The sequence below is a fragment of the Methylobacillus sp. MM3 genome, assembly GCF_001645185.1.
GTDB lineage: Bacteria > Pseudomonadota > Gammaproteobacteria > Burkholderiales > Methylophilaceae > MM2.
Genome location: NZ_LXTQ01000001.1, coordinates 524,267 through 549,481, shown reverse-complemented (window position 1 = coordinate 549,481; position 25,215 = coordinate 524,267). Strand labels below are relative to the sequence as shown.

Here is a 25,215-nt window from a genome sequence, read left to right as displayed (position 1 = left end):
CCTACTCCCTTTGCGAGGTGAAGGGAGCGCAATCCGAAATTATGGAAGCTGGCCGGGGGGTGCCCCTCGGCTTCGTTATTCCGGCAAAAATCGGATCCAGAGACTTAAATGCAATATCCGGAGAAAACCATGGCAATTCGTAGGCCCAAGAAAACTGGAACTCCCCAACAGCCTTTCACTGAAGCCTCGCTTTTCCCGCATGTGGCGCTGAAAAGCTGGAAAGTCATGCTGCCTTTGCTGGCGCTGCTGATTGGCCTGGTCTGGCTGGGCTTTCGGTTCAATGTCGATGATCGCGTCATCGTCGGGGGCGCGGTGCTGTTCGGCCTGCTGTCCAGCCTGTTTGCCTGGATGGTGGGGGTGCTGGGGCTGATCCCTTTTGTCGGCCCGTTGATCGTCAAGGTGCTGGCGATTCCGATCATCTGGCTGTTGAATGCGCTCGGTTATCTGGTGTCTTTCATTGCCATCAAGCGCGGTTATTCCAAGGACGTGCTAACCTATCGCGGGCTGACCATTGCGCTCATCGTCGGGATCATCATCGGTTTTATCCTCGGCCATCTGATTTAGGACGTGTTCACAGTAATTTCACGACTGCGTTGCTTCAAGAAAGCAATGGATGCAAGGCGCACGGTGCAGCGAATGGTTATTCCATTCGCAAGCTGCGCAACGCCGCAGACGCGCTTTCTTGAAGCAACTTGGGACGGGGCGATTTGGTCGCCCTCCTTTGTCGCAAGCCACTTGTTGTGAGCGACATAACTGCGTGTCTTGCTTCGCGGATAGCATCCCAAATCGCCCCCGTCGCAGACGCGAAATTACTGTGAACACGCCCTAACCTTGGAAACACTCCCCATCCTGTACCGCGATGAATTCCTGGTCGCGGTACACAAGCCTTCCGGACTGCTGGTGCATCGTAGCGATATTGACCGACACGAGACGCGCTTTGCGCTGCAAATCGTGCGCGACCAACTGGGTTGCAAGGTTTACTCTGTTCATCGTCTCGATAAGGGTACGTCCGGCGTGCTGCTGTTTGCGTTGCAGCCGGAGGTGGGGCGGGTGCTGACGGCGCAGTTCGAGGCGCAGATGGTCTCCAAGATTTACCTTGCCGTCGTGCGCGGACATCCGCCGGAAAGCGGGGTGATCGATCATCCGCTGACGCGCATCCGCGACGATTACGAATGGTCGGGCAAGGATATGGAATCCGAAGCGCAGGCTGCGGTGACGCGCTATCGCAGGCTCGCCACGGCGGAATGCAATGTCAGCGTGGATAAATATCCGACCAGCCGTTATGCCTTGGTGGAGCTTGATCCTCTGACCGGGCGGCGCCACCAGTTACGGCGGCATCTGAAGCATATTTCGCATCCCATCATCGGTGATTCGACCTACGGCAAGGGACGGCATAACCGCTTCTTTCAGCAGGCGTTCGGTTGCCAGCGCATGTTGCTGGCGAGCGCGTCGCTTGCGCTGATGCATCCTGCGACCGGGCAGCCATTGACGCTGATTGCGCCTCTGGCGGATGATTTCATGAATGTATTGACGGCCCTCGACATGCATCGTGCCGTCCCAACTCTTTATCTTACGGAAACCCTATGCTGAGTTATCGCCACGCCTTCCATGCCGGAAATCACGCCGATGTGCTCAAGCACGCCGTGCTGGCGGCGATGCTCGATTACTTCAATCAGAAGGACAAGCCGTACTGGGTGATCGACACGCATGCCGGGGCCGGCTGCTATCAGCTCGATACCGGCTTTGCGGCGAAGAATGCGGAGTACGAGTCGGGCATCGCACGGCTATGGGATCGCGACGACCTGCCCGCGCTGCTGAAACGCTATGTCGAGCTGGTGCGCGCCATCAACCCGGACGGCGGTCGCAAGCTCTATCCCGGCTCGCCGCTGATCGCTTGGAATATTCTGCGCGCGGATGACCGGCTGCGTCTGTTTGAACTGCATCCGACTGATATCAAATTGTTGCAGCAGACCTTCGAAGGCGCAGCCCGTCGCGTGCAAATCCAGCAGGCGGATGGTTTCGCCGGGCTCAAGGCGCTGCTGCCGCCGCCGTCGCGGCGTGCGCTGGTGCTGATCGACCCGCCATACGAGGTCAAGGAAGACTACCGCCACGTGATCACGGCACTAAAAGATGCGCTGCAACGTTTCGCGACTGGTACCTATGCGATCTGGTACCCGCAATTGCAGCGCCATGAAGTCCCGGCGATGCTGGAAAACCTGAAGAAACTGCCGGTGAAGGAGTGGCTGCATGTCGCGCTGGACATCAACATGCCCAGCCCGGACGGCTTTGGCATGCACGGCAGCGGACTGTTCATCCTCAATCCGCCCTGGACTTTGCATGCGATGCTGCAGGAAGCGATGCCCTGGCTGGTCGCCACGCTGGGCGGCGAGGGCGCGAACTATACGCTGGAGAAAAGCGAAGGATAAGCTTCTTGATCGGGGCATCAGCCCGGCTGAGGATTCAAGCCAGCAATTGCGGGTTCGCGCTGACGGCTTGCAGCACGATGGGGAGTAAGCCTTCGCCACCCTTGCCGGCATATTCGATGATGGCTTTGCGCATGCGCGGATCCCAGAAGCGTTTCATATGTGTCGCCACGTCGCTGGCAGCCTGAGCCTGGTCGGGCTCGGCTTCGAAAAACTGGCCGATCTGGTTCGCCATTTTGACGAGATTCTGAGTGTTCATTGCTTTTCCTGCGGTTCGATAAGTCTGTGCGAGTGGGTATAAACGACATGGCTGCCGCCGCGTGCGAAGCCGGCGAGGGTCATGCCGCTTTGCTGTGCGAGGTCGATGGCGAAGCTGGTGGGCGCGGACACCGCGATTAATACGGCGATGCCCCGCGTGGCGCATTTCTGCACCATTTCATAACTGGCGCGGCTGGTGACGATAACGAAGCCATCGCGGATATCCGCATCATGATGAGCAAGCGTACCGATCAGCTTGTCCAGCGCGTTATGGCGTCCGATGTCTTCCTCGCAGTGCAGAATGACACCTGCCGGCGAAACCCAGGCCGCCGCATGCGCTGCGCCGGTAAGCGCTTGCAGCGACTGGTAGCCGGGCAAGCCGGCCAACGCCGCATGTACGGCGTGCGGATGCAGGCTTAAACCGGATTCCACCGGCGCAGTCGGGCGCATCACCTGCTGCAGGCTTTCCGTGCCGCACAATCCGCAGCCGGTACGCCCCGCCAGGTTGCGCCGGCGGCTTTTCAACTCGACGAAGCGCTCCTGTGCGATGGTCATGTGCAGCTCGATGCCATCGCGCCGCTGGACGATTTCAGTATCGTACAGTTCGCGCTTGTGCTTCAGAATGCCTTCCGCGAGGCTGAAACCCAGGCCGAACGCTTCCAGTCCGGCCGGAGTCGCCAGCATCACCGCGTGCGAAATGCCGTTGTACACCATGGCTACCGGCACTTCTTCCGCGACCTGATCCAGCGCGTGCACCTCCCTGCCGTGCTGCCAGCGCTCGACAGCGCGCGTGCGGTGGCTGGCGTGCGCAAACTCCTCGGCAGGCCCGCAGAAACGCGGCATCGGTTCCATTACTGCGCTTTCACTGCTTCACGTTTTTGCAGCAACTCCTGCTGCACTTCGCTGAACTTGCGGTAGCGCTGCTGCCATTCGGACGGCTGCGTCACCTTCATTACCTGCACTGCCGTCACCTTGTATTCCGGGCAATTGGTTGCCCAGTCGGAGTTGTCCGTGGTGATGACGTTGGCGCCCGAGAACGGGTGGTGGAAGGTGGTATACACTACGCCGGGCTGCATGCGCTCGGTGATCTTCGCGTGCAGTACGGTTTCGCCGGCACGGCTCTGGATGCCGACCCAGTCGCCGCTCTGGATGCCGCGCTCCTCGGCGTCGTGCGGATGGATTTCCAGCACGTCTTCCGGGTGCCACGCGGTGTTGGCGGTACGGCGGGTTTGCGCGCCGACGTTATAGTGCGACAGGATGCGGCCGGTAGTCAGGATCAGCGGGAATTTCTGCGTTACCTTTTCGTCTGTCGGCACGTAGCGCGTGACGAAGAACTTGCCTTTGCCGCGCACGAACTCATCAATGTGCATGATGGGCGTGCCCTGCGGCGCCTCTTCGTTGCACGGCCATTGCACGCTGCCCAATTCGTCGATCTTCTTGTAGCTGACGCCGTGGAAGGTCGGGGTGAGGCGGGCGATCTCGTCCATGATCTCGGACGGATGGCTGTAGTTCATCGGGTAGCCCAGCGCGTTGGATAGCATCTGCGTGACTTCCCAGTCTTCCTTGCCAGCGAGCGGCGGCATCACCTTGCGTACCGGTGAAATGCGGCGCTCGGCGTTGGTGAAAGTGCCGTTCTTCTCGAGGAAGGACGAGCCGGGGAAAAATACATGCGCGAACTTGGCGGTTTCGTTGAGGAACAGATCCTGCACCACCACGCACTCCATTGCTTCCAGAGCGGAGATAACGTGCTGGGTGTCGGGGTCGGACTGAGCGATATCTTCGCCTTCAACGTAAAGCCCCTTGTAGCTGCCGTCCATCGCCGCTTCGAACATGTTGGGGATGCGCAGGCCGGGCTCATTGTCCAGCTTGACGCCCCAGGCCTGCTCGAACAAACCGCGCGCGGCATCGTCCGACACATGGCGGTAGCCGGGTAATTCATGCGGGAAAGAACCCATGTCGCACGAGCCCTGGACGTTATTCTGGCCGCGTAGCGGGTTGACACCCACGCCCTCGCGACCGATGTTGCCGGTGGCCATGGCCAGGTTGGCGATGGCGAGCACCATGGTAGAGCCTTGGCTATGCTCGGTGACGCCGAGGCCGTAATAGATCGCCGCGTTGCGGCCGGTTGCATACAGCCGTGCGGCTTCGCGGATTTGTTGTGCCGGCACGCCGCTCGCGGCTTCCAGTGTCTCCGGCGAGTTTTCCGGGCGTGCGGCAAATTCCTTCCACTCATTGAAGGCCTTGGCTTCGCAGCGCTCGGCGACGAATTCCTCATTGACGAGGCTTTCGGTCACAATGACGTGCGCCAGCGCATTGGCGACGGCGACATTGGTGCCCGGACGCAGCTTGAGGTGATAGTCCGCCTTGACGTGCGGCGACTTGACGAGATCGATCGCGCGCGGGTCGACGACGATCAGCTTTGCCCCTGCGCGCAGACGACGCTTCATTTGCGAGCCGAATACCGGGTGGCCGTCGGTCGGATTGGCGCCGATGACCATGATCACGTCGGAATACATCACGGAATCGAAGGTCTGTGTGCCGGCGGATTCGCCCAGGGTTTGTTTCAGACCGTAACCGGTCGGCGAGTGACAGACGCGGGCGCAGGTGTCGACGTTGTTGTTGCCGAAGGCGGCACGCACCAGCTTCTGTACCAGATAGGTTTCTTCGTTGGTGCAGCGCGAGGAGGTGATGCCGCCGACGGAATCCTTGCCGTACCTGGCCTGGATTTCCTTGAAGCGTCCAGCGGCGTAGGCGACGGCTTCTTCCCAGCTGACGACCTGCCACGGATCGTTGATGCTGTCGCGGATCATCGGCGTGGTAATTCTATCTGCGTGTGTCGCGTAGCCCCAGGCAAAGCGGCCCTTGACGCAGCTGTGGCCGTGGTTGGCGTGACCGTCCTTGTTGGGCACCATATTGACCACCTGGCTGCCCTTCATTTCCGCCTTGAACGAGCAGCCGACGCCGCAGTAGGCGCAGGTGGTGATCACGCTGTGCTCGGGCTGGCCGTGGATGGTGATGGTTTTTTCCATCAGCGTTGCGGTCGGACAGGCCTGTACGCAGGCGCCGCAGGAGACGCATTCGGAATCCAGGAAGCTTTCCATCTGGCCCGGCGATACACGCGAGTCGAAGCCGCGGCCGTCGATGGTCAGCGCGAAAGTGCCTTGCGTTTCCTCGCAGGCACGCACGCAGCGGTTGCACACGATGCACTTGGACGGGTCGTAGCTGAAGTAGGGATTGGATTCATCCTTCGTGCTCTTTAAGTGGTTCTCGCCCTCATAGCCGTAGCGCACTTCGCGCAGGCCGACTGCGCCAGCCATGTCCTGCAGTTCGCAGTTGCCGTTGGCGGAGCAGGTGAGACAGTCCAGCGGGTGGTCGGAGATGTAAAGCTCCATCACGCCGCGACGAATGTCGGCCAATTTAGGGGTTTGCGTCTTTACCTTCATGCCGTTGTCGGCCAGCGTGGTGCAGGAGGCCGGATAGCCGCGTCGACCTTCCACTTCGACCAGGCACAGGCGGCAGGAGCCGAACGGTTCCAGGCTGTCTGTCGCGCAAAGCTTGGGAATTTCCACGCCGGCTTCGGCCGCCGCGCGCATCAGCGACGTGCCTTCGGGCACGGAAACCTCGATGCCGTCGATATCCAGCGTGACCAGTTTTTCGGAAACTCGTGCCGGGGTGCCGTAGTCTGTGCTACAGCCGCCGTTGCCGCAATTGCATGCCATGATGGGAGCCTATTTCAGTAGTAAATGAATGTGCGCCGGCCATGCATTGCGCGCAGGGCTAGGCAAGAGCCGCGTGGTTTGGTCATTCCAAATGAGCGGTGAGTAACAACGCCATGCGCGCAATGCATGGCCGGCCCGTAGGGTTTGCGCACGACAGGGCGTCTGCGGCGTTGCACCGCTTGCCAATGGACGACCATTGGCTGCGCGCTGCGCCTTGCATCCATCCCTGTCGTGTACAAACGCATCTTTCATTTACTACTGAAACAGACTCCTACTCTTTCTTTACGCGGCTTGCTGCTTGTGCGGCAGGCCGAAATCTTCCGGGAAATGATTGAGCGCCGACAGCACCGGGTAGGGCGTCATGCCGCCCAGCGCGCACAGCGAGCCATTGAGCATGGTGTCGGACAGATCGCGCAGCAGTTGCACGTTGGCCGCGTGATCGTGGCCTTCGATGATCTTGTCGACGACTTCCACGCCGCGCGTGGAGCCGATGCGGCAGGGCGTGCACTTGCCGCAGGATTCGATCGCGCAGAATTCCATTGCGTAGCGGGCCATGTGCGCCATGTCCACGCTGTCGTCGAAGGCGACGATGCCGCCGTGACCGAGCACGGCCCAGATTGCGGTGAACGCTTCGTAATCGAGCGGCGTGTCGAATTGCGATTCCGGCAGAAAGGAGCCCAACGGACCGCCGACCTGCACTGCGCGGATCGGCTGGCCGGTGGCGGATCCGCCGCCATAGTCATACAGCAGTTCGCGCAGCGTGACGCCGAAGGCTTTTTCAATCAGGCCGCACTGTTTGAGGTTGCCCGCCAACTGGATTGGCAGCGTGCCGCGCGAACGACCCATGCCATAGTCTCGGTAGAACTCGCCGCCCTTGTCGAGGATGATGGGCACGGACGCCAGCGAAATCACGTTGTTGATGACGGTGGGCTTGCCGAACAGGCCCTCGATCGCCGGCAATGGCGGTTTGAAGCGCACGATGCCGCGCTTGCCTTCCAGACTTTCCAGCAGCGAGGTTTCTTCACCGCACACGTAGGCGCCGGCGCCGCGACGGACTTCCAGGTGGAAGGCCTTGCCGCTGCCGAGGACATTCTCACCCAGATAGCCGTCAGCCACGGCGGCTGCTATCGCTTCGTTCAGCGCCTCGAGGGCATGCGGATATTCCGAGCGCAGGTAGATGTAGCCCTGCGTTGCGCCGACCGCGATGCCGGCGATGGTCATGCCTTCGATCAGCACGAAGGGGTCGCCTTCCATGATCATGCGGTCGGAATAGGTGCCGGAGTCGCCTTCGTCGGCGTTGCAGACGATGTACTTCTGGTCGGCTGCCGTGTTCAGCACGGTGTTCCACTTGATACCGGTGGGGAATGCCGCGCCGCCGCGACCGCGCAGGCCGGAATCGGTGATCTGCTTGACGATGTCGGCACCACTCATGCCCAGGGCATTCTTCAGGCCGCGATAGCCGTCATGCGCAAGATAATCCTGCAGCGAGACCGGGTCGGTAATTCCGACGCGCGCGAAGGTCAGGCGCTCCTGGTTTTTCAGGAAAGGGATTGCCTCCGTCAGTCCCAGACGCAACTGGTGCTCAGCGCCATACAGGAAATTATTTTCGAACAGGCTGCGTACATCCTCCGGCCGTACCGGGCCGTAAGCAATGCGGCCTTCAGGTGTCTCGACCTCGACCAGCGTTTCCAGCCAGAACATGCCACGCGAGCCGTTGCGCACCAGTTCAATGCTGGCGCCGCGCATGGCCGCTTCGAAGACGATGGCCATCGCTACCTTGTTTGCGCCGAGTGACAGCGCGCTGGAGTCGCGCGGAACGTAAACCTTGATGCTCATGCCTGCTCCTTTCGCGCCTGTTCGAGCAAGGCGGCCAGCCGCTCATGGCTAACGCGACCATGGACTTCGTCGTCGATCATGACGGAAGGAGAGCAGGCACAATTGCCGAGGCAATAGACGGGTTCCAGCGAGAACGCCTGGTCCGCGGTAGTCTCATGAAAATCTATCCCCAGGGTTTTTTTCGCGAAGACTGTCAACTGCGGGCTACCCATCGCCTGGCACGACTCGGCCTGGCAGATCTGCACGGTATGGCGGCCCGGGGGCGTATCCCGGAAATAGTGATAAAAACTGATCACGCCGTGCACTTCCGCGCGCGACAGGTTGAGTTCGCTGGCAATGATGGGCACGGCATCCGCCGGGATATGGCCGATACGATCCTGGATCGCATGCAGGATAGGCAGCAGCGCCCCGGGTTTGGATTTGTTCAAGGCAATCGCCGTTTCGACTGCCTGCTGATAATTCTCGTGCGGGTTCATGGGTCTCGCCGGAAAGTTGCGGTTCGGAGGTTCAATATATTTTTCCATATATATCGAAAGTCAAAAAATTCTCCCGCAAGGGAGAGGTAAATTCGTTATATATGAAAAAATATACCCTCGATCAGCCTGGGCGTCAATGCGAAAATCTCATCTTCAGGGCAGAAGCCGGATGCCGGCCAGGTGGGCAGCGCAGGTTTCGCGAATGATATTCACGAGATCGACGGCATAGGGTCGGGAGAGCAGGTCGGGCTTGCCCGTGGCATGAAGCTCGGACCACAAGCCCTTTGTGCCTATGGGTTTGGCGATGACGTACTCGTGCTCCAGATAACTGCCGATGCCCCAACTCGGCAATGCGGCGAGGCCGCGCCGGCTGGCGACGAGCTGCATGATGGCGATGGTCAGCTCGGCCGTGCGCCTTTCGACAACGATGCCCGCAGGTGCGAGCACGCGCTGGATCAGGTCGATGCGCGCTTCCGGTACGGGGTAGGTGATGATGGTCTGCTGCGCAAAATCCGCTGGCTTGAGATATTTGCGACTACGCAACGCATGATCCGGCGGCAGCACGGCCATGATCTCGAACTCGAACAGCGGCGCGTGCGCCAGCCCGGTTATCCCTTCAGGCAATCCGCCGATCACGATGTCCGCCTTGCCTTCCTTGATCAGTTGCCACGGTTCGCTGTGGAATCCCGCGACCAGATCGACCTCGACTTCCGGCCATGCCTGGCGGAAAGCATTCATCACCGGCATCAGCCAATCGAAACAGGTATGGCATTCCAGCACGATTCTGAGCTCGCCCGACTGGTCGCTCTTGAGCCTGGCGAGATCGCGTTCGGCGGTGCCGACCTGGGCGGTGACGCTGCGCCCCAATTCAAGCAGGCGTTCTCCCGCAGGCGTGAAGCGCAGGCCGTGCGCGGTGCGCTGGAACAAGGTGATGCCGTAATGCTCCTCCAATGCGCGGATCTGGTGCGAGAGCGCGGATTGCGTGAGATGGACGCGCTCCGCTGCATGCGCGAGCTTGCCGGTTTCGGCAATGGCGAGCAGGGAACGCAAATGGCGGATTTCGAGCATGGCTTACCTGTGATATGAATTTAATTCAAATTTATCACAAAAAGTTTCGCTTTTTTAATTGATTTCATCGCCGGACAATGGCTGCCTTTCAATTGAAGACAAGGATGATATTCATGGCAATTGCACATCTTCTGGGTTATCCGCGCATCGGCGAAAGACGCGAGCTCAAGTTTGCGCTGGAAGCCTTCTGGAAGGGCGAGTGTTCGGCGCAGGAGTTGCAGGCGGTCGCGACAGACCTACGCACCTCCAATTGGCAGAAACAGCGCGCGGCAGGGCTGGATTTCGTGGCTGTCGGCGATTTTTCGCTCTATGACCACGTGCTCGATCATGCCGTACTATTCGGCGCGACTCCCTCCCGCTTCGAACTGCAAGGCAAGGAAATCGACGAGCGCGCTTATTTTGCGCTGGCGCGGGGAAACGAAGGCCAGCCGGCGCTGGAGATGACCAAGTGGTTCGATACCAACTACCACTACCTCGTGCCGGAGCTGGACGGTAAAACCGCGTTCAAGGTCAACGCCCACGATTATCTGGCCCAGATCGACGAGGCGCAAAGTATCGGCGTCCAGGTGAAGCCGGTGCTGCTGGGTCCCGTCAGTTTTCTGCGCCTGAGCAAGGCGCAGGGCATCGACAAGCTGAGCCTGCTGGATGCGCTTTGCCGCGAATACGCCTATCTCCTTGCCGAACTGAAGCACCGCAACATCGAATGGGTGCAGATAGACGAGCCCGTACTGGCGCTGGATCTCGACGAAACATGGCTGCGCGCGTTCGAACGGGCTTATGCCTGGTTCCGGCAATCGCGGCCGAAAATCCTGCTGGCAACGTATTTCGCCAGCGTGGCGCGCTACCAACCTTACATTACCAGCCTGCCGGTAGACGGCATTCATCTCGACCTGGTGCGGGCACCGCAGCAACTCGGCCCCTGGGTCAATGCCATTCCGGGACATTGGGTGCTGTCGGCGGGCGTAATCGACGGCCGCAATATCTGGCGTACCGATCTCGACCAGGCATTGGCGTTGCTGGAGCCCTGGGCGGCACGGCTAAGCGACCGCTTGTGGCTTGCGCCGAGCTGTTCGCTGCTGCACGTACCGGTCACGCTGGCACACGAGCACGCGCTGGATGCCGAACTGCGTTCCTGGCTGGCATTCGCGGATGAGAAGGTGGCGGAGCTTGGCATCCTGCGGTGTGCATTGAATGACGGCGTCGATTCGATGGCCGAAGCGCTTGCCGCCGCGCGCGCGGCCATTGCGTCCAGACGGAAATCCACGCGTGTGCATGACGCTGCCGTCAAGGATCGCATTGCCTCGCTGAGTGCAACCGCGGAGCAGCGTTCCGCATCGTTTGCCGAGAGGCAGCGTGTGCAGCGCGAGCGGTTGCAATTGCCCTTGCTGCCGACGACCACCATCGGTTCTTTCCCGCAGACCGGCGAGATACGCGGTGTCCGCGCCGCATTGCGTAGCGGCAGGATAGATAAGGCGGAATACGAAAAAGAGATCGCCCGGCAGATCGAATATGCCATCCGCGAGCAGGAAGCGCTGGGGTTGGACATGCTGGTACACGGCGAGGCCGAGCGCAATGACATGGTGGAATATTTCGGCGAACAGCTGACCGGTTACACATTCACGCAAAACGGCTGGGTGCAAAGCTACGGCTCGCGTTGCGTGAAGCCGCCGATCATCTACGGCGATGTTTCCCGCCCGCAGCCGATGACTGTCGAGACCGCGCGATATGCCCAATCGCTCACCGACAGGCCGGTCAAGGGCATGCTGACCGGGCCGGTGACCATGCTGCAATGGTCATTCGTGCGCGACGACCAGCCGCGGCAGACGACGGCGTTGCAGATTGCCCTGGCGATCCGGGACGAGGTGGACGACTTGCAGGGGGCCGGTATCGCGGCGATCCAGATCGACGAGCCGGCGCTGCGCGAGGGCTTGCCGCTGCAGCAGGCGCAATGGCCGGCTTACCTCGCCTGGGCAGTGCGTGCTTTCCGCGTGACGGCCGGCGTGGCGGACAGCACGACGCAGATCCACACGCACATGTGCTATGCGGAGTTCGGCGATATCCTGCCGTCCATCGCCGCGCTGGATGCCGATGTCATTACCATCGAGACTTCGCGCTCGCACATGGAGCTGCTCGACGCGTTCGGCGAATTCCGCTATCCCAACGAGATCGGGCCGGGCGTCTACGACATTCACTCGCCGCGCATTCCGTCCGTTAACGACATCGAGACGCTGCTGCGCCGCGCGGCGGAAGTTATTCCTGCGTCGCGCTTGTGGGTCAATCCGGACTGCGGCCTCAAGACCCGCCGCTGGGAGGAGACGCGGCTGGCCTTGCATAACATGGTGGAGGCCGCGCAAGGCTTGCGGGATTCGCTGCAAGCTGATGAAACACAATAGGAATTTTAATAATATTACAATATGTTGTGTTTTTGTGTTGACATGATCGCAGGCTGTTGTGTCTAATAGCGTCACTACGGTTCCCGACCCTTCATCGCGAAGGCCGGGATAATAGGGAATCCGGTAACAGGCGCAACGCCTGAAAGCCGGAGCTGCCCCCGCAACTGTATCCGGCGAGCGCGCCGCTCATCCAAAGCCACTGGTGACACACCGGGAAGGCCGGCGACGCGCAACGACCCGGAAGCCAGGAGACCTGCCGTGGATTCGAGTCTGTTCCGACAGGAATGGGCTCTTCTACAACGTTTGAGGCGGGGTGTCCTCGGCAAGTGCATGATGCGCACAATCGCATCGGCGCCATTCCGGTTTTCGGCTAGCCGTTCCACGGATCGTTCCGTGGCCCATGGATCGTTCCGTGGAACGGCGCCGTCTGGTCATGCCATTTCCCCCGCCCAGCTACAGGAGCACAGCATGGACGACATGGTTATCGGCAGCAGGCAGTATGACAACGCCACTCCGGCCTTTCATTCTTTCCAGGTAATACGACGCAACGGGGCGGTGGTCGACTTCAACCCGGAAAAAATCTCCCTCGCCATGAGCAAGGCGTTTCTCGCCGTGCAAGGCGAACATTCATCCCTTTCTACCGCCATGCGCGAGCAGGTGACGCAGATGACCGAGTCGGTCATCCACGCCTTGTCGCGCCGGCGGCCCGCAGGCGGCACGGTGCATATCGAGGATATCCAGGACCAGGTGGAGCTTGTACTGATGCGCTCCGGCGAGCACGACGTGGCCCGCGCCTACGTGCTGTACCGCGAAAAGCGCGCTACGGAGCGGGCGCATCACACGCCCGAGGCGCCGGCGCTGCATGTGATCGCCGACGATGGGCGCAAGCTCGCGCTGGATCGGTCGGCGCTTGAGGCGACGGTCGATGCGGCCTGCATCGGCTTGGGCGAGTCGGTTTCTGCACGGCGTGTCGTGGAGCAGGCGTTGCGCGATCTTTACGATGGAATTTCGTCGCGGGAAGTACGCAGTGCTCTGGTGCTTTCCGCACGCAGCCTGATTGAGCGCGAGCCCGCCTACAACTACGTTACGGCCCGGCTGCTGCTCGACCAGATTCGCGCCGAGGTATTGGGGCGGCCGGTATCGCCGACGGAAGCTTCAACGGCCTATGCCGAGTATTTTCCGCATTACGTCAAAACCGGCATCGAGGCGTCGCTGCTCGATCCGCGCCTGGCGCAGTTCGACCTCGCGCGGCTGGCGTCGGCGCTGGAGGCCGAGCGCGATCTGCAGTTCGGTTATCTCGGCCTGCAAACTTTGTACGACCGCTATTTCCTGCATATCGAAGAGCGCCGCATCGAACTGCCGCAGGTGTTCTTCATGCGCGTCGCGATGGGGCTTGCCATCAACGAAATCGACCGCGAAGCGCGCGCCATCGAGTTCTATCGCGTGTTGTCGGCGTTCGAGTTCATGAGTTCCACACCCACGCTGTTCAACAGCGGCACATTGCATTCCCAGTTGTCGTCGTGCTACCTGACCACCGTGTCCGACGACCTGGACGGCATCTACCAGGGCATCAAGGAAAACGCGCTGCTGCAGAAATTCGCCGGCGGCCTCGGCAACGACTGGACGCCGGTGCGTGCGCTCGGTTCGCGCATCAAGGGCACCAACGGCAAGAGCCAGGGCGTGATTCCATTCCTCAAGGTCGTCAACGACACTGCCGTCGCGGTAAACCAGGGCGGCAAGCGCAAGGGCGCTGTGTGCGGCTATCTGGAAACCTGGCACCTCGACCTGGAGGAATTCCTCGACCTGCGCAAGAACACCGGCGACGACCGCCGCCGCACGCACGACATGAATACGGCCAACTGGATTCCCGACCTGTTCATGAAGCGCGTGGCTGAAATCGCGGAGTGGACGCTGTTTTCGCCCTCCGACGTGCCCGATTTGCACGATCTTTACGGCCAGGCTTTCGAGGCGGCTTATACCGAATACGAACGCCGCGCCGACTGCGGCGAGATCAAGCTGTTCAAGCGGATTCCGGCAGTGCAGCTGTGGCGCAAGATGCTTTCCATGCTGTTCGAAACCGGCCATCCGTGGATCACGTTCAAGGATGCATGCAACATCCGCTCGCCGCAGCAGCACGTGGGCGTGGTGCACAGTTCCAACCTGTGCACCGAGATCACGCTGAACACATCCGACACCGAAATCGCGGTGTGCAACCTGGGGTCGGTCAATTTGCTGGCGCACTTGAAGCAGGAAAACGGCGGAACCGTGCTCGACCGCGAAAAGCTCCGGGCCACCATCCGCGTCGCCATGCGCATGCTGGACAACGTCATCGACATCAACTACTACGCAGTGGGCAAGGCGCGCAATTCCAACCTGCGCCACCGGCCGGTCGGACTGGGCATCATGGGTTTCCAGGATTGCCTGCATGCGCTACGCGTTTCCTATGCTTCGGATGAGGCCGTGACGTTTGCCGACCGGACCATGGAGGCGGTGTGCTATTACGCCTACTGGGCTTCTACCGATCTGGCCGAAGAGCGGGGCGCTTATTCGACTTTCCGCGGCAGCCTGTGGGAACGCGGCGTGCTACCGCCGGATACCCTGCGCATGCTGGCCGAGGAGCGCGGCGGCCATCTGGAAGTGGATGCGTCCTCGACCCTCGATTGGGCGGCGCTGCGCGGTCGTATCCAGGCGGTGGGCATGCGCAATTCGAATTGCGTGGCGATCGCGCCGACGGCGACGATTTCCAATATCGTCGGCGTGTCGGCCAGCATCGAGCCGGAATACCAGAACATGTACGTCAAATCCAACCTGTCGGGCGAATTCACCATCGTCAATGAAACGCTGGTGGAAGAGCTCAAGCGGCGCGGACTCTGGGACGACGTGATGGTGGCGGACATCAAGTATTACGACGGCTCGCTCGCGGCCATCGAGCGCGTTCCGGCCGAGTTGAAGGCGCTGTATGCCACCGCGTTCGAAGTCGATCCGGTCTGGCTGGTCGAGGCGGCCGCGCGTCGCCAGAAATGGATCGACCAGGCGCAGTCGCTCAACCTGTACTTTGCGGCGCCGTCCGGCAAGAAGCTGCACGACATCTATTTCCTTGCATGGCAGCGCGGGCTCAAGACGACCTATTACCTGCGCTCGCTGGGAGCGACCGCCGCCGAGAAATCCACCGGCCAGGGTGGCGAGCTCAATGCGGTGTCGTCGCAGATGCCGCATGCGGAGCCGGAGCCCAAGCAATGCCTGATCGACGATCCGACTTGCGAAGCCTGCCAATAAGCCTTCAACAGAATATAAAAGGAAAATCCACATGCTGACTTTTGAAGAAGAAACCCTCGCCATTGCATCTACCGATGTGCCGCCGGCTACGGAAGCCGCGGCGGCCGGCCGCGTCAACGCGTCCGACAAGCGCGCGATCAACGGCAAGACCGACGTCAACCAGCTGGTCCCTTTCAAATACCACTGGGCCTGGGACAAGTACCTGGCGGGCTGCGCCAACCACTGGATGCCGCAGGAAATTTCCATGAGCCGCGATATCGCGCAGTGGAAGGACGCCGCCGCGCTGACGGCGGACGAGCGCCTGATCGTCAAGCGCAACCTTGGTTTCTTCACCACCGCCGATTCGCTCGCGGCCAACAACATCGTGCTCGGCACCTATCGCCACATCACCGCTCCGGAGTGCCGGCAATATCTGCTGCGGCAGGCGTTCGAGGAGGCGATTCATACTCACGCCTACCAGTACATCGTCGAAAGCCTGGGGCTGGATGAGAGCGAGATTTTCAACGCCTACCATGAAATCCCCAGCATCCGCGCCAAGGACGACTTCCTGATTCCGTTCATCGACACGCTCACCGACCCCGAATTCCGCACCGGCACGCCGACTGCCGACCAGCAATTGCTGCGCTCGCTGATCGTGTTTGCCTGCATGATGGAAGGCTTGTTCTTCTACGTGGGTTTCGTGCAGATCCTGGCGTTGGGGCGGCAGAACAAGATGCCGGGCGCGGCCGAGCAATACCAGTACATTCTGCGCGACGAGTCCATGCACTGCAATTTCGGCATCGACCTCATCAACACCATCAAGCAGGAGAACCCCCATCTGTGGACACCGGCTTTCCGCGAAGAAATTGCCGACCTGATGCGGCAGGCGGTGGAGCTCGAATACCGTTACGCGGAGGACACCATGCCGCGCGGGGTGCTGGGCCTCAACGCGCCGATTTTCAAGGAATACCTGCGTTTCATCGCGAACCGCCGCTGCCAGCAGATCGGCCTCGATGCCTTGTATCCCGGAGCGACCAATCCTTTCCCGTGGATGAGCGAAATGATCGACCTGAAAAAGGAGAAAAACTTCTTCGAGACCCGGGTGACGGAATACCAGACCGGCGGAGCGCTGAGCTGGGATTAATCGGGCAAACGCGCAGGCTGCATGCGTCTGGCGTCGACAAAAGCGCGCCAGACGCCAGGGACGGCCTGGGCGTAACTGGCGAGTATCAGCAGCAACGCAAGCAGAAGCAGGGGGCGAGTCAGCGGCACGTCGATGGTCGCGTGGCCTGCCGCCGGCTGGCGGCGCATTGCTTCGGTGAGCGATTCCGCATCGCCGCCGCGCAGGTAGCGCGCGCCGATTTCAAGCGCCAGCTCCTTGAGATAAGGCTCATCCAGCCGCGAGAGGTAGCGGTTGTAGTCGTCGCTGGCAATCGTGTCGTCGCGCGTGCCGACGGATTCTTCCGATTGCACCTGCGACGGGGCAAGGATCATGTTGGTCGTCGCCCAGTAGCCGAGGATATGGTTCTCGCTGTCGAATTTGGGGATCGGCATGGGCTCGTCGCCGCCGACGCCCACCATCAGCCAGCCTTCGCCGCCTTGCCAGTGCGACAGATCCAGTTTGTTAATGGCATTCAGCTTGGGCGCTTCATCGCCGTCGGTGAAAAACACCATCTGTGCGGGAATGGGCAGCGCATCCAGCGTCGCGCTGGCGGCCTTCAATCCGAACCGGAGCCGGCTGTTGCCGCGCCAGGCCATGCGCCATTCGAGATGGGCGATGCTGTCCTGGATGACGTCGAAATTCGCGCAAACCTCAATCGGCGTAAACAGCAGCGCGATGCTTTCTGCGGTAAACACGCCCAGGCTGACATGGCTGCCGCATGGCAGGCGGGTGACCGTCTCTTTCATCAGGTGCCGGGTATAGGCGAGGCGGCTGACCTTGCCGGAGCCCAGCGGCATATCCTCCACGTTCATGCTTTGCGTCACGTCCGCGACCAGCAGGTAGTTGTGCAGATCGCGCTTCAGCGGGATCGCAGGGTGCAGCAAGGCCGCCAGCACCAGCAGCGCCGCGGCGGCATGCAGGACGGTATCGCGCTGCCATCTCATGGCAAACCCGTGGGGATATTGCCCATCACGATGCCCAGTTGGTCCTGCTCGTCCTGGGCGCCTGCATTCTCGGGCAGCATGCGCAGCACGCGGTCGAGGTTGTGGCGCGCATCCATCGGGATGTTGTCGAGCCGCAGGGATTGCTGGTAGGCGATTTTCGCCTGTGTCAGCAAATACTCGGCCTCGTCCCGCACTTCGTCGCCGTTGCGGTTCACCATCAGGCCGCGCAGGAAAAAGATATTGCCGAGGTTGTATTGCACCGAGGCCTGACGTTGCGGGTCGGAATCGGCTTCCACCAGCTGCGTGAGTAATTGGGTGGAATCCTGGTAGCGTCCTTCACGCGCCAGCCAGTAGGCGGCCGAAAACCTGGCTTCAAAGCGCTGTGTTTCCCCGGCCGGCGATTTGCCGGTCGCTACAGCGCGATTGAAGGTTGCGATTTCCCGCAATTCGAACGCCTGGTAAGCCGCGCCGGCAATGCCGATCGCGAGCGCGGCCAGCAGGACGCGGTTCTTCGTTTTCAGGCGGGTTGCCACGATTTCACTCCCAGATGTTTGGCGGCGAGCAGCAGTGCGAGCATGCACAGGGCGGCGATGGCAAGGGAATCCGTGTAATCCCGGCCGGGAATGCGCTCGGCATAGCGGATCGGTTTCTTTTCGCGCAGGTTGATGTCCTGCATCGCCGATTGCAGCGCGGCAGGATTGTCCGCTTCATAAGCGCGATACTGGGTTTTCAGCGTCTGGAAAAACCTGTGCAGCTCGATTTCCGCCGGTTCCAGACCGTCGTTCGCAACTTGCAGGTTGGGATTGAAAATGCTGATGCCATGCGGCTGGCGCAGCACGATCCAATAGAGATTGACGCGCTGGCGTGCCAGCCAGTCGGCGATTTTCTGCTTGGCTTTGGGCGTGATGCGCCCGGCGCCGTCCGATAGCAGCATGATGGCGCGCGAGCCGGAATCCGGCATCTTTTCGAACATCGTCACGCCGGTCGTGAGCCCGGCGCCGATATTCGTCTGCAGAAGCCCGGAGCCTCCCGCCGCATCGATGGCGGCATGGATCGCTTCGCGGCTCTGCGTGAGGGGGATGGCGTGCATCGCCGAATTGCTGAAGGTCACCACGCCCACCATGTCATCCGGGCGCTGGTTTACAAACTTCGTGATCAGCCGTCTGGCTGCGGCGGATTTGCTCTCGCCGGCGCGGCCACTGGCTTCGCTGCCGGCGAAGGGGTCGTCCATGCTCGCGCTACGGTCGATCACCAGCACCATCTGCGCGCCCTTGCCGATGCGCTGGATAGCCTGCTCCGGCCCGCGCGGCCCGGCCAGCGCCAGGGTGAGGCAGGCCAGTATTCCAACCGAAAGCGCGCGCAGCAATAGTCCGGCAAGGTCGGACAGTGCATCCTTGGGCGCCAGCGCCACCCAGGAGTACACGCGGCCATGGCGGCGCTCCAGCCATAACGGCACGAAGGCAAACGGCAACAGCAGCAGAAACCAGGGTTGATCGAAGCTCATGGCGCGCTCCGCACCAGCATGCCCACCATGCGCGCGTTGACATAGGCGAAGGCGCAGCCGACTGCGATGGCCGCCGGCAATACCAGCACCACGTTCTGCCAGTCCAAGGCGGTCAGCACGGCCCAGTCGAAACGCCCCGGCACATCGAGATAGCCCCAGGTGGCGGCATAGCCGTAGATGCACACCGGCGTGATCGACAGCGTTTTCCAGTAGGCGCAAACGCTGATGATGCCGACCGCGAGCGCAATCACCAGTGCCGCCCAGATCGTGCCGGGCATCAGTTCCGGTATTGGGTTGCTCATGATCGCCAGTGCCGACAGCCAGCCCATCAGCACGCCGAACACGGTGCTGACGAACACGGAAACCACCGCCGCGCGCGGTTTTTCGCCGCCTCCCAGATGGAAGAAGCAGGCCCAGGCAATCACCAGCGGCCACATCGGCAGTACCTCGATTTTCTGCATCAGCAGCACGATGGCCAAGGTCAGCACGATGCTGCTGACGGTCACTGCCGTCAGCGGCGGCAGTGCGAACGGCTCTCGCTCGCAGTCGCGGCAGAGGTTGCAGAAATGGCGGAGCTTGTGCGGGGTGTAGCTGTCCGTGGCCGCCGCGCCGAACAGCACGCCATCCGACAGGCGGAAGAAATCCTCGATTTCCTGGCGCACCGGCACAAAGCGCGGATGGGCTGCGAAAAATTTCGGCAGGTCGGGTTTGAACAGGTTGGCGCCGAAGGTGCGCTTGAAGGCCTGGTGTATCGCCGCCACGGCCTGCTGCGTGTCGCCGACGGGCAGGCGGCGCAATTGCCGGGAAGCTGCGGCGAAAGGGCCGCCCATGCCTGGCAGCCAGCGGCGGTTGCCGTTGAAATACAACAAGCCTCCGGCCGCGAAAGCGATCAGCGCGATGCACGCCGCCAGTAGTTGTTGGGCCGTCTTTGCTTCGCGCAGCATCGGGCCGCGGAAGGGGCTCATGTCCTGTTCGATGTGCGTCTCGCCCTGCGCCGCCAGCGGTGATACGCGAAAGCTCCAGGCCGGGATCATGACCTTGATGGTCCGGCTATTCCCCTTCAGTTGCAATGTTTCCTGCGGCAGGGCGACCTTTCTGGGGGTGACTGCGCGGGTGAATACCTGGTAATCGAGCCGCACGGTGTAGCGCGTCGCGCCGGAGGACGAGGATGTGTGCAGTTCAATATCGTGCAGCTCGATGCCTTGCCGGTTCAGGCCTTTGGCTGGCAGAGAGGCCGAAGCCAGCGCGTACGGCGGCTGCACATCCAGCACGACCGTGCGGGTTATCCTGTCGCCGACGATATGGCCGATATCCCGCTCTGGGTTGTCAACATGCAATGAATAGCGTTCATCGTTCGCAGATTGGGCGGAAAAAGCGAGCAGCAGGCAGAAAATGAACAGGAGAGTTTTCATAGTGCTGAAAATTGATGGAAATATTCCGTCAGCGCTTCGGCCTTGAACTCGTCATCGATGAAGCAGGGCGGGATTTCGTAGCGCAAAAACAGGGCCTCCAGCAACGTTCGACGTGCGGCGAATGCCTGCTCGAAACGCTCGCGCAGTTCGCGCCGGAAGAATAGCGTGCGCTGGGCGCCGGTTTCCGGATCGATGATGGCGCTCAAGCCCAGGCGCGGCAGCTGGCGGTATTCCTCACTATCCCACAGCACGATGGGCACGACGTGATGCCGCGACAAGGTGTTGATCGCTTCTTCCAGGCGCTCGGGCGGCATATGGAAATCCGAGATCAGGAACACCAGCGCGCGCGCCGATCCCAGATAGCGATTGACGTCGAGCAGGCCTTCCGCCCCGGCATCGGCGGGGCGATACTCCATCAGCCGCGAGGTCAGTTCGAATGCTTCATGCATGCGCCGGCTGGGTGGGCTGAGCCAGTCTTCGCGCACGATGTCGTCGAAGCCGACAAAACCGAACGTGTCGCTGTTCTGGTCGGCCGAGCAGGCGATGGATGCCGCGATTTCGGCAGCCAGCGCGAGCTTGTTGCGGCGGCCGGCGAATTGCATCGAGCCGGAAAGGTCGCAGACGGCGAACACCGGCGTCGGGTTTTTCTGGTTGAAGACGCGTACATGCAGCTGATCCATCGGGTCGCGCAGCGTCTGCGGCAAATCGATGCGTCGCGCATCCGGGTAGTCGGTCAGCGGCACATTGCCGCGGAATTCCATGCCCAGCCCGCCCTGCGCGCCCCGATGCAGGCCGGAGCGCAAGCTGCGCGAGCGCCAGAGTATCTGGTAGGTAAACGCCTGGGCGTAGGCCGGGATCATGGTTTCAAGGCACGGCGACGGTGCGGAGGATGCTGCTCATCAATTCCCGCGCCAGCGCGGTGCGGCGCATTTCATACATCGAGCTGAACACCAGCCGGTGCGCCACGGTTTCATGGAACACCGCATGGATATCGTCCGGCAGCACGTGATCCCGATTCATCAGCCAGGCATGCACCCGCGCCGCGCGCAGCAGCATGCCCATGCCGCGCGGGCTGGCGCCGGCATGCACGAGGCGGGAAGCATCGACGCCGTCGATTTTGATGCCGAATCTGGCCGGAGTCTGCGTCGCTTCCCACAAGTCCATCGCATAGTTTTCCAGCACGGGGCTGGCCTGAATATGCTGCTGCAAGCGCGCGCCGAAGACATTGAGCTGATCGAAGGCGAGCAGGCCGGGCTCGACCTGCTCGGTCAATTGGTCGGTGTCGTGGTAGCGCGTATCGAATACCAGCGAGCGGCGGATGTCGCGCTCGGAAGGCGCCACGATGGGAATTTCCATCATGAAGCGATCGCGCGCGGCGGAAGGAATCTCGAAGGTTTCTTCCTTTTCCAGCTGATTACGGTCGGCAAACACCAGCATGTGCGGCAGGCGATGCTCGCGTTTGAACGCGGCGAGGCTGCGCTCGGCCATCACCCGCAGCAGCAGCGCATGCACTTGCGGCCGTGCGCGGTTGATTTCATTGAAAAAGAATACCGACAGGTTTTCGCCGCTGCGCAACAGCGGGCCGGGATCGACGTGCGGGCGCCCGTCTTCGCCCAGGTAGGTGTGATAGACGAGATCATTGGGCATCAGGTCGACCGTGCCCTCGATACGCTCGTATCCGCCGCCGATGCCGCGGGTAAAGGCGCGCAGCAAGGTGGTTTTGCCCACGCCCACGTCGCCTTCCAGCAGCACATGGCCGCGGGCGAAGATCGCAATGGTGATCAGCCGGATGGCCCGTTGCTGGCCGACGATAATCTTGCCGACTTCGTTTTCCAGCCTGAGCGCCTGGGTGCGCCAGTCGGTGAGCTGGTGCTCGATCACTTCCATGTCCATATTCTCTTCCTTTTGAGCGTGCCGCCATCCGTAGCGCAGGTGTCCTCGCCTGCATCCTTGCTGGAGCTGTTGCAGGCGAGGACGCCTGCGCTACGAGACGAGCGGCCTCATGCCTCGCCCTTCATGACCAGCGCGCCGTATTCCTCCGGCGTAATCACGCCGCCCAGCTTGTCCGCAATAGCCTTGTCGCGTTCGGGCAAGGCATCCTGGATCGCGTCGATGCGCTTCCATTGCGGCAGCGGCGTCGTGCATTCGGGCTGCGGCACGTAGTGGGATGAGGCGACGCGTTGATAGCGATGGATATAGCGCGGGCAATTGATGAAGATTTCCGCGATGGTGACGCGCACCACCAGTTCGGCGCCGTGGAATTCCTTGAGCAGCGGGTCGTCGCGGCTGACGATGGCATCGCCGTGGACGCGCACCCGGTGCGGTGTCTCGAAATCGATGAACAGCATGCCGATCTTGGGGTTAGCGTTGATATTGCCCATCGACAGATACATGCCGTTGCCGTCAAAACTGGGGAAGGCCAGCGTCCTGCTGTCTACTACCTTGACGAAGCCCGGGCTGCCGCCTTTATGTGAGCACGTGGGGTAGCCGCGATGGTCGATGGTCGTCAGAAAAAAGAAATCGCGACTCTCGATGAAGCCCCGGTGTTCGTCCGCGATTTCCGGCACCACGATCATATCGCTGACGCGGTCGGCCATCTTTTTGGTATCGAAGGCTTCCTGGAATGCCCGATGCTGCTCGCCGTACAAGTTGCTCATGATGCTTTCCTTTTTCATATGTCCGAATATCGGATTTTTAATCCTGTTTATCAGACGATTAGTGTGGAAAATAGTAATAATTAGCTTGTATGATGGTCAACGGTTTGACTGTATTTATGTGTCCGATAAACGGATTTTATGGATATCGAATGACGATCAAGACGCAAACAAAAAATGAATCCTCGGCCCCCACCGGTAGCCTGAACCGCGCGGCCATCCTGCTTACCGCCATTGCGCGCGGCTCCAGCAAAGGCAGCCTGCTTACCGAGCTGGTGGCGCGCACCGGATTGCCGCGTCCGACCATACATCGCGTGATGGACGCGCTGATGGAAATGGGCTGGGTAGAGCGCGATCCGCAGACTACGCGTTTCAACCTGGGGCCGGACTTCGCCGCGCTGGGTTATTCCGCGATCAGCCGGCACCCCATCGAACGAGTCGCGGCAACGGAGTTGAGCGCGCTGGCCGAGCGGCTGGATCAGCTGGTGTATCTGGGCATACGCTCCAGCCTGGACATGGTGTGCATCGGCCGTTACGAGAGCGAATCGCAGATTCAGGTCGGCAGGGGGCGGGTCGGGCTGCGCGGCCCGTTCGGCATGAGCCCGGCGTGCGTGGCGATGTTCTCGCGGTTGCCGCGCGATGAGGTCGAAGCCATCATCCAGGCAAACCTGTCGCGCTACCATCGTATCGAGGGGTTCGATGAAAGCGGCTTCCGCCGGGCGGTCGACGATGCAATGAAAAGCGGCTACGGCACCTATGACAACATCGTGCTTGACCGCACCACCAGCGGCCTCGGTGTTCCCATTTGCGACGCGTCTGGCTATCCCGTGGCCGCCATCGGCACGACCTACATCACCGGTTGGCTGAACGAGGACCAGCGTGCACAATGTCTGCACGAATTGCGACAAGCTGCAGCAAGGATCGCCGCGCGCCTGATGACGAGAGGCTGAAATGCGCGATGTATGAAACTTGCTGAAAAAGCTTTTGCTTCACCTGCCAGGCAATTTTTGAAAAAATTTCCTGTCAACTATAAGTCCTCTTCACAAAAAGAGAAGAATTGTGAAAATCGCGCAAGTCGCTCCTCTATTCGAGCGGGTTCCGCCCATTGCCTACGGTGGGACCGAGCGCGTTGTTTCCTATCTGACTGAAGAACTGGTGCGGCAAGGGCATGAGGTCACGCTGTTTGCCAGCGGCGATTCGGTGACCGAAGCGCGCCTGATCGCCACGGTCGAATGCAGTCTCCGATTGGCTTCCCTGCAGCAGGATTGGCTGGCGTACCAAACGATACTGCTCGACCAGGTGGGGGCGATGGCGGAAGAGTTCGACGTTATTCATTTTCATACCGATTATCTTCACTTGCCGCTGGCGAAAAGACTGCCCGTACCGCATGTGACGACCTTGCACGGTCGGCTGGATTTGCCCCAGCTCGCGCCCTTGTATCGGCATTTTTGCGATGTGCCGTTGATCTCCATTTCCAACAGCCAGCGCAGCCCGCTGCCCTGGCTGACATGGCAGGGAACGGTATATCACGGATTGCCGCTCGATCTGTATGCGTTATCCCCGAATGCGGACGATTATTTTGTTTTTGTGGGCCGCATCTCGCCTGAAAAGCGCGTCGATCGCGCGATCAAGGTTGCGCAGCACGCAGGAAGGCGGCTTTACATCGCAGCGAAGGTGGATAAGGCCGACGAGGTGTATTTTGATGAGTGCATCAAACCCTTGCTCAGGAATCCGCTCATCGAATACCTCGGCGAGCTCGGCGACAAGGAGAAGCACAGCCTCCTGCAAGGCGCTGCGGCGCTGCTCTTCCTGATTGACTGGCCCGAACCCTTCGGGCTGGTGGTGATCGAGGCCTTCGCATGCGGCACGCCGGTGATTGCCTATCGGAACGGATCGGTGCCGGAGATTGTCGATGACGGAATAACCGGTTTTATCGTCTCAAATCAGGATGAGGCTTTTGCCGCCGCGGACCGTTGTGACGAACTCGGTCGGACACGTTGCCGACGGGTCTTCGAGCAGCGGTTTTCCGCAAAGCGCATGGCCGATGACTACCTCACCATTTATCGGCGCCTGCAACAGCCTTCATGGATCGAGGCGACCAGGAGGTAAGT

21 protein-coding genes and 1 riboswitch are annotated in these 25,215 nt (G+C 61.0%); of the genes, 8 read left to right on the top strand and 13 right to left on the bottom strand.

Features of this window, described 5'->3' with window-relative positions; all coding sequences use genetic code 11:
* Positions 1-129 precede the first annotated feature (129 nt).
* The 3 genes from A7976_RS02580 to A7976_RS02570 all read left to right on the top strand — a co-directional run bounded on the left by A7976_RS02580 (position 130) and on the right by A7976_RS02570 (position 2,426).
* The gene (locus A7976_RS02580) at positions 130-564 is read left to right on the top strand and encodes an FUSC family protein (protein WP_240483771.1); all 435 of its coding nucleotides are present in this window, start codon (positions 130-132) and stop codon (positions 562-564) included.
* 267 nt (positions 565-831) lie between these two features.
* On the top strand, positions 832-1,590 hold the full coding sequence (locus A7976_RS02575) for a tRNA pseudouridine(65) synthase TruC (protein WP_067106423.1): 759 nt from the start codon (positions 832-834) through the stop codon (positions 1,588-1,590).
* Positions 1,584-2,426, top strand: coding sequence for a 23S rRNA (adenine(2030)-N(6))-methyltransferase RlmJ (locus A7976_RS02570; protein WP_067106421.1), 843 nt, complete (start codon positions 1,584-1,586; stop codon positions 2,424-2,426). The genes A7976_RS02575 and A7976_RS02570 overlap by 7 nt, the downstream gene beginning before the upstream one ends.
* A 34-nt stretch (positions 2,427-2,460) precedes the next feature.
* On the opposite strand, the gene A7976_RS02565 is transcribed toward A7976_RS02570, so the two are convergent.
* From A7976_RS02565 to A7976_RS02540, 6 genes are all read right to left on the bottom strand, one after another.
* Positions 2,461-2,682, bottom strand: coding sequence for a formate dehydrogenase subunit delta (locus tag A7976_RS02565; RefSeq protein WP_067106419.1), 222 nt, complete (start codon positions 2,680-2,682; stop codon positions 2,461-2,463).
* Complete coding sequence (fdhD, locus tag A7976_RS02560) at positions 2,679-3,533, bottom strand: formate dehydrogenase accessory sulfurtransferase FdhD (RefSeq protein ID WP_082877939.1); 855 nt, start codon at positions 3,531-3,533, stop codon at positions 2,679-2,681. Before fdhD ends, A7976_RS02565 begins: the two co-directional genes overlap by 4 nt.
* On the bottom strand, positions 3,533-6,400 hold the full coding sequence (gene fdhF, locus A7976_RS02555) for a formate dehydrogenase subunit alpha (RefSeq protein WP_067106417.1): 2,868 nt from the start codon (positions 6,398-6,400) through the stop codon (positions 3,533-3,535). The genes fdhD and fdhF overlap by 1 nt, the downstream gene beginning before the upstream one ends.
* Before the next feature lie 282 nt (positions 6,401-6,682).
* Positions 6,683-8,236, bottom strand: coding sequence for an NADH-quinone oxidoreductase subunit NuoF (locus A7976_RS02550; protein ID WP_067106415.1), 1,554 nt, complete (start codon positions 8,234-8,236; stop codon positions 6,683-6,685).
* Positions 8,233-8,712 carry a formate dehydrogenase subunit gamma gene (locus A7976_RS02545; protein ID WP_067106413.1) on the bottom strand — a complete coding sequence of 160 codons (480 nt, stop codon included), beginning with the start codon at positions 8,710-8,712 and terminating at the stop codon, positions 8,233-8,235. The genes A7976_RS02550 and A7976_RS02545 overlap by 4 nt, the downstream gene beginning before the upstream one ends.
* 153 nt (positions 8,713-8,865) lie before the next feature.
* The gene (locus A7976_RS02540) at positions 8,866-9,780 is read right to left on the bottom strand and encodes a LysR family transcriptional regulator (protein ID WP_067106411.1); all 915 of its coding nucleotides are present in this window, start codon (positions 9,778-9,780) and stop codon (positions 8,866-8,868) included.
* A gap of 113 nt (positions 9,781-9,893) precedes the next feature.
* Between A7976_RS02540 and metE the strand changes: the two genes are divergently transcribed.
* The 3 genes from metE (at position 9,894) to A7976_RS02525 (ending at position 16,572) form a co-directional block, all read left to right on the top strand.
* Positions 9,894-12,173, top strand: coding sequence for a 5-methyltetrahydropteroyltriglutamate--homocysteine S-methyltransferase (gene metE / locus A7976_RS02535; RefSeq protein WP_067107333.1), 2,280 nt, complete (start codon positions 9,894-9,896; stop codon positions 12,171-12,173).
* A gap of 60 nt (positions 12,174-12,233) precedes the next feature.
* A riboswitch (cobalamin riboswitch) is annotated at positions 12,234-12,449 on the top strand.
* A 201-nt stretch (positions 12,450-12,650) separates the two neighbouring features.
* Complete coding sequence (locus tag A7976_RS02530) at positions 12,651-15,449, top strand: ribonucleoside-diphosphate reductase subunit alpha (RefSeq protein WP_371440602.1); 2,799 nt, start codon at positions 12,651-12,653, stop codon at positions 15,447-15,449.
* Positions 15,450-15,480: 31 nt separating this feature from the next.
* Positions 15,481-16,572, top strand: coding sequence for a ribonucleotide-diphosphate reductase subunit beta (locus A7976_RS02525; RefSeq protein ID WP_067106407.1), 1,092 nt, complete (start codon positions 15,481-15,483; stop codon positions 16,570-16,572).
* Here A7976_RS02525 and A7976_RS02520 read toward each other — a convergent pair.
* The 7 genes from A7976_RS02520 to A7976_RS02490 all read right to left on the bottom strand — a co-directional run bounded on the left by A7976_RS02520 (position 16,569) and on the right by A7976_RS02490 (position 23,107).
* On the bottom strand, positions 16,569-17,534 hold the full coding sequence (locus A7976_RS02520) for a VWA domain-containing protein (protein ID WP_067106406.1): 966 nt from the start codon (positions 17,532-17,534) through the stop codon (positions 16,569-16,571). The genes A7976_RS02525 and A7976_RS02520 overlap by 4 nt on opposite strands.
* Positions 17,531-18,067 (bottom strand): hypothetical protein, encoded by a 537-nt coding sequence (locus tag A7976_RS02515; protein ID WP_067106404.1) that lies wholly within the window; start codon positions 18,065-18,067, stop codon positions 17,531-17,533. Before A7976_RS02515 ends, A7976_RS02520 begins: the two co-directional genes overlap by 4 nt.
* Positions 18,052-19,038: a VWA domain-containing protein gene (locus tag A7976_RS02510; protein WP_067106402.1), complete on the bottom strand. Its 987-nt coding sequence runs from the start codon at positions 19,036-19,038 to the stop codon at positions 18,052-18,054. Before A7976_RS02510 ends, A7976_RS02515 begins: the two co-directional genes overlap by 16 nt.
* Positions 19,035-20,450, bottom strand: coding sequence for a DUF1097 domain-containing protein (locus tag A7976_RS15320; protein WP_240483770.1), 1,416 nt, complete (start codon positions 20,448-20,450; stop codon positions 19,035-19,037). Before A7976_RS15320 ends, A7976_RS02510 begins: the two co-directional genes overlap by 4 nt.
* Entirely contained in the window at positions 20,447-21,310 is an 864-nt protein-coding gene (locus A7976_RS02500; protein ID WP_067106400.1) for a DUF58 domain-containing protein, read from the bottom strand. Before A7976_RS02500 ends, A7976_RS15320 begins: the two co-directional genes overlap by 4 nt.
* Positions 21,311-21,314: 4 nt before the next feature.
* Positions 21,315-22,343 (bottom strand): MoxR family ATPase, encoded by a 1,029-nt coding sequence (locus A7976_RS02495; RefSeq protein ID WP_067106398.1) that lies wholly within the window; start codon positions 22,341-22,343, stop codon positions 21,315-21,317.
* Positions 22,344-22,450: 107 nt separating this feature from the next.
* A complete protein-coding gene (locus A7976_RS02490; RefSeq protein ID WP_067107327.1) occupies positions 22,451-23,107 on the bottom strand; it encodes a pyridoxamine 5'-phosphate oxidase family protein in 657 nt (218 codons plus the stop codon).
* 149 nt (positions 23,108-23,256) lie between these two features.
* On the opposite strand from A7976_RS02490, the gene A7976_RS02485 reads away from it, so the two are divergent.
* Complete coding sequence (locus tag A7976_RS02485; protein ID WP_067106396.1) at positions 23,257-24,054, top strand: IclR family transcriptional regulator; 798 nt, start codon at positions 23,257-23,259, stop codon at positions 24,052-24,054.
* Between the two features lie 109 nt (positions 24,055-24,163).
* Positions 24,164-25,213 carry a glycosyltransferase family 4 protein gene (locus A7976_RS02480; RefSeq protein ID WP_067106394.1) on the top strand — a complete coding sequence of 350 codons (1,050 nt, stop codon included), beginning with the start codon at positions 24,164-24,166 and terminating at the stop codon, positions 25,211-25,213.
* Positions 25,214-25,215 lie beyond the last annotated feature (2 nt).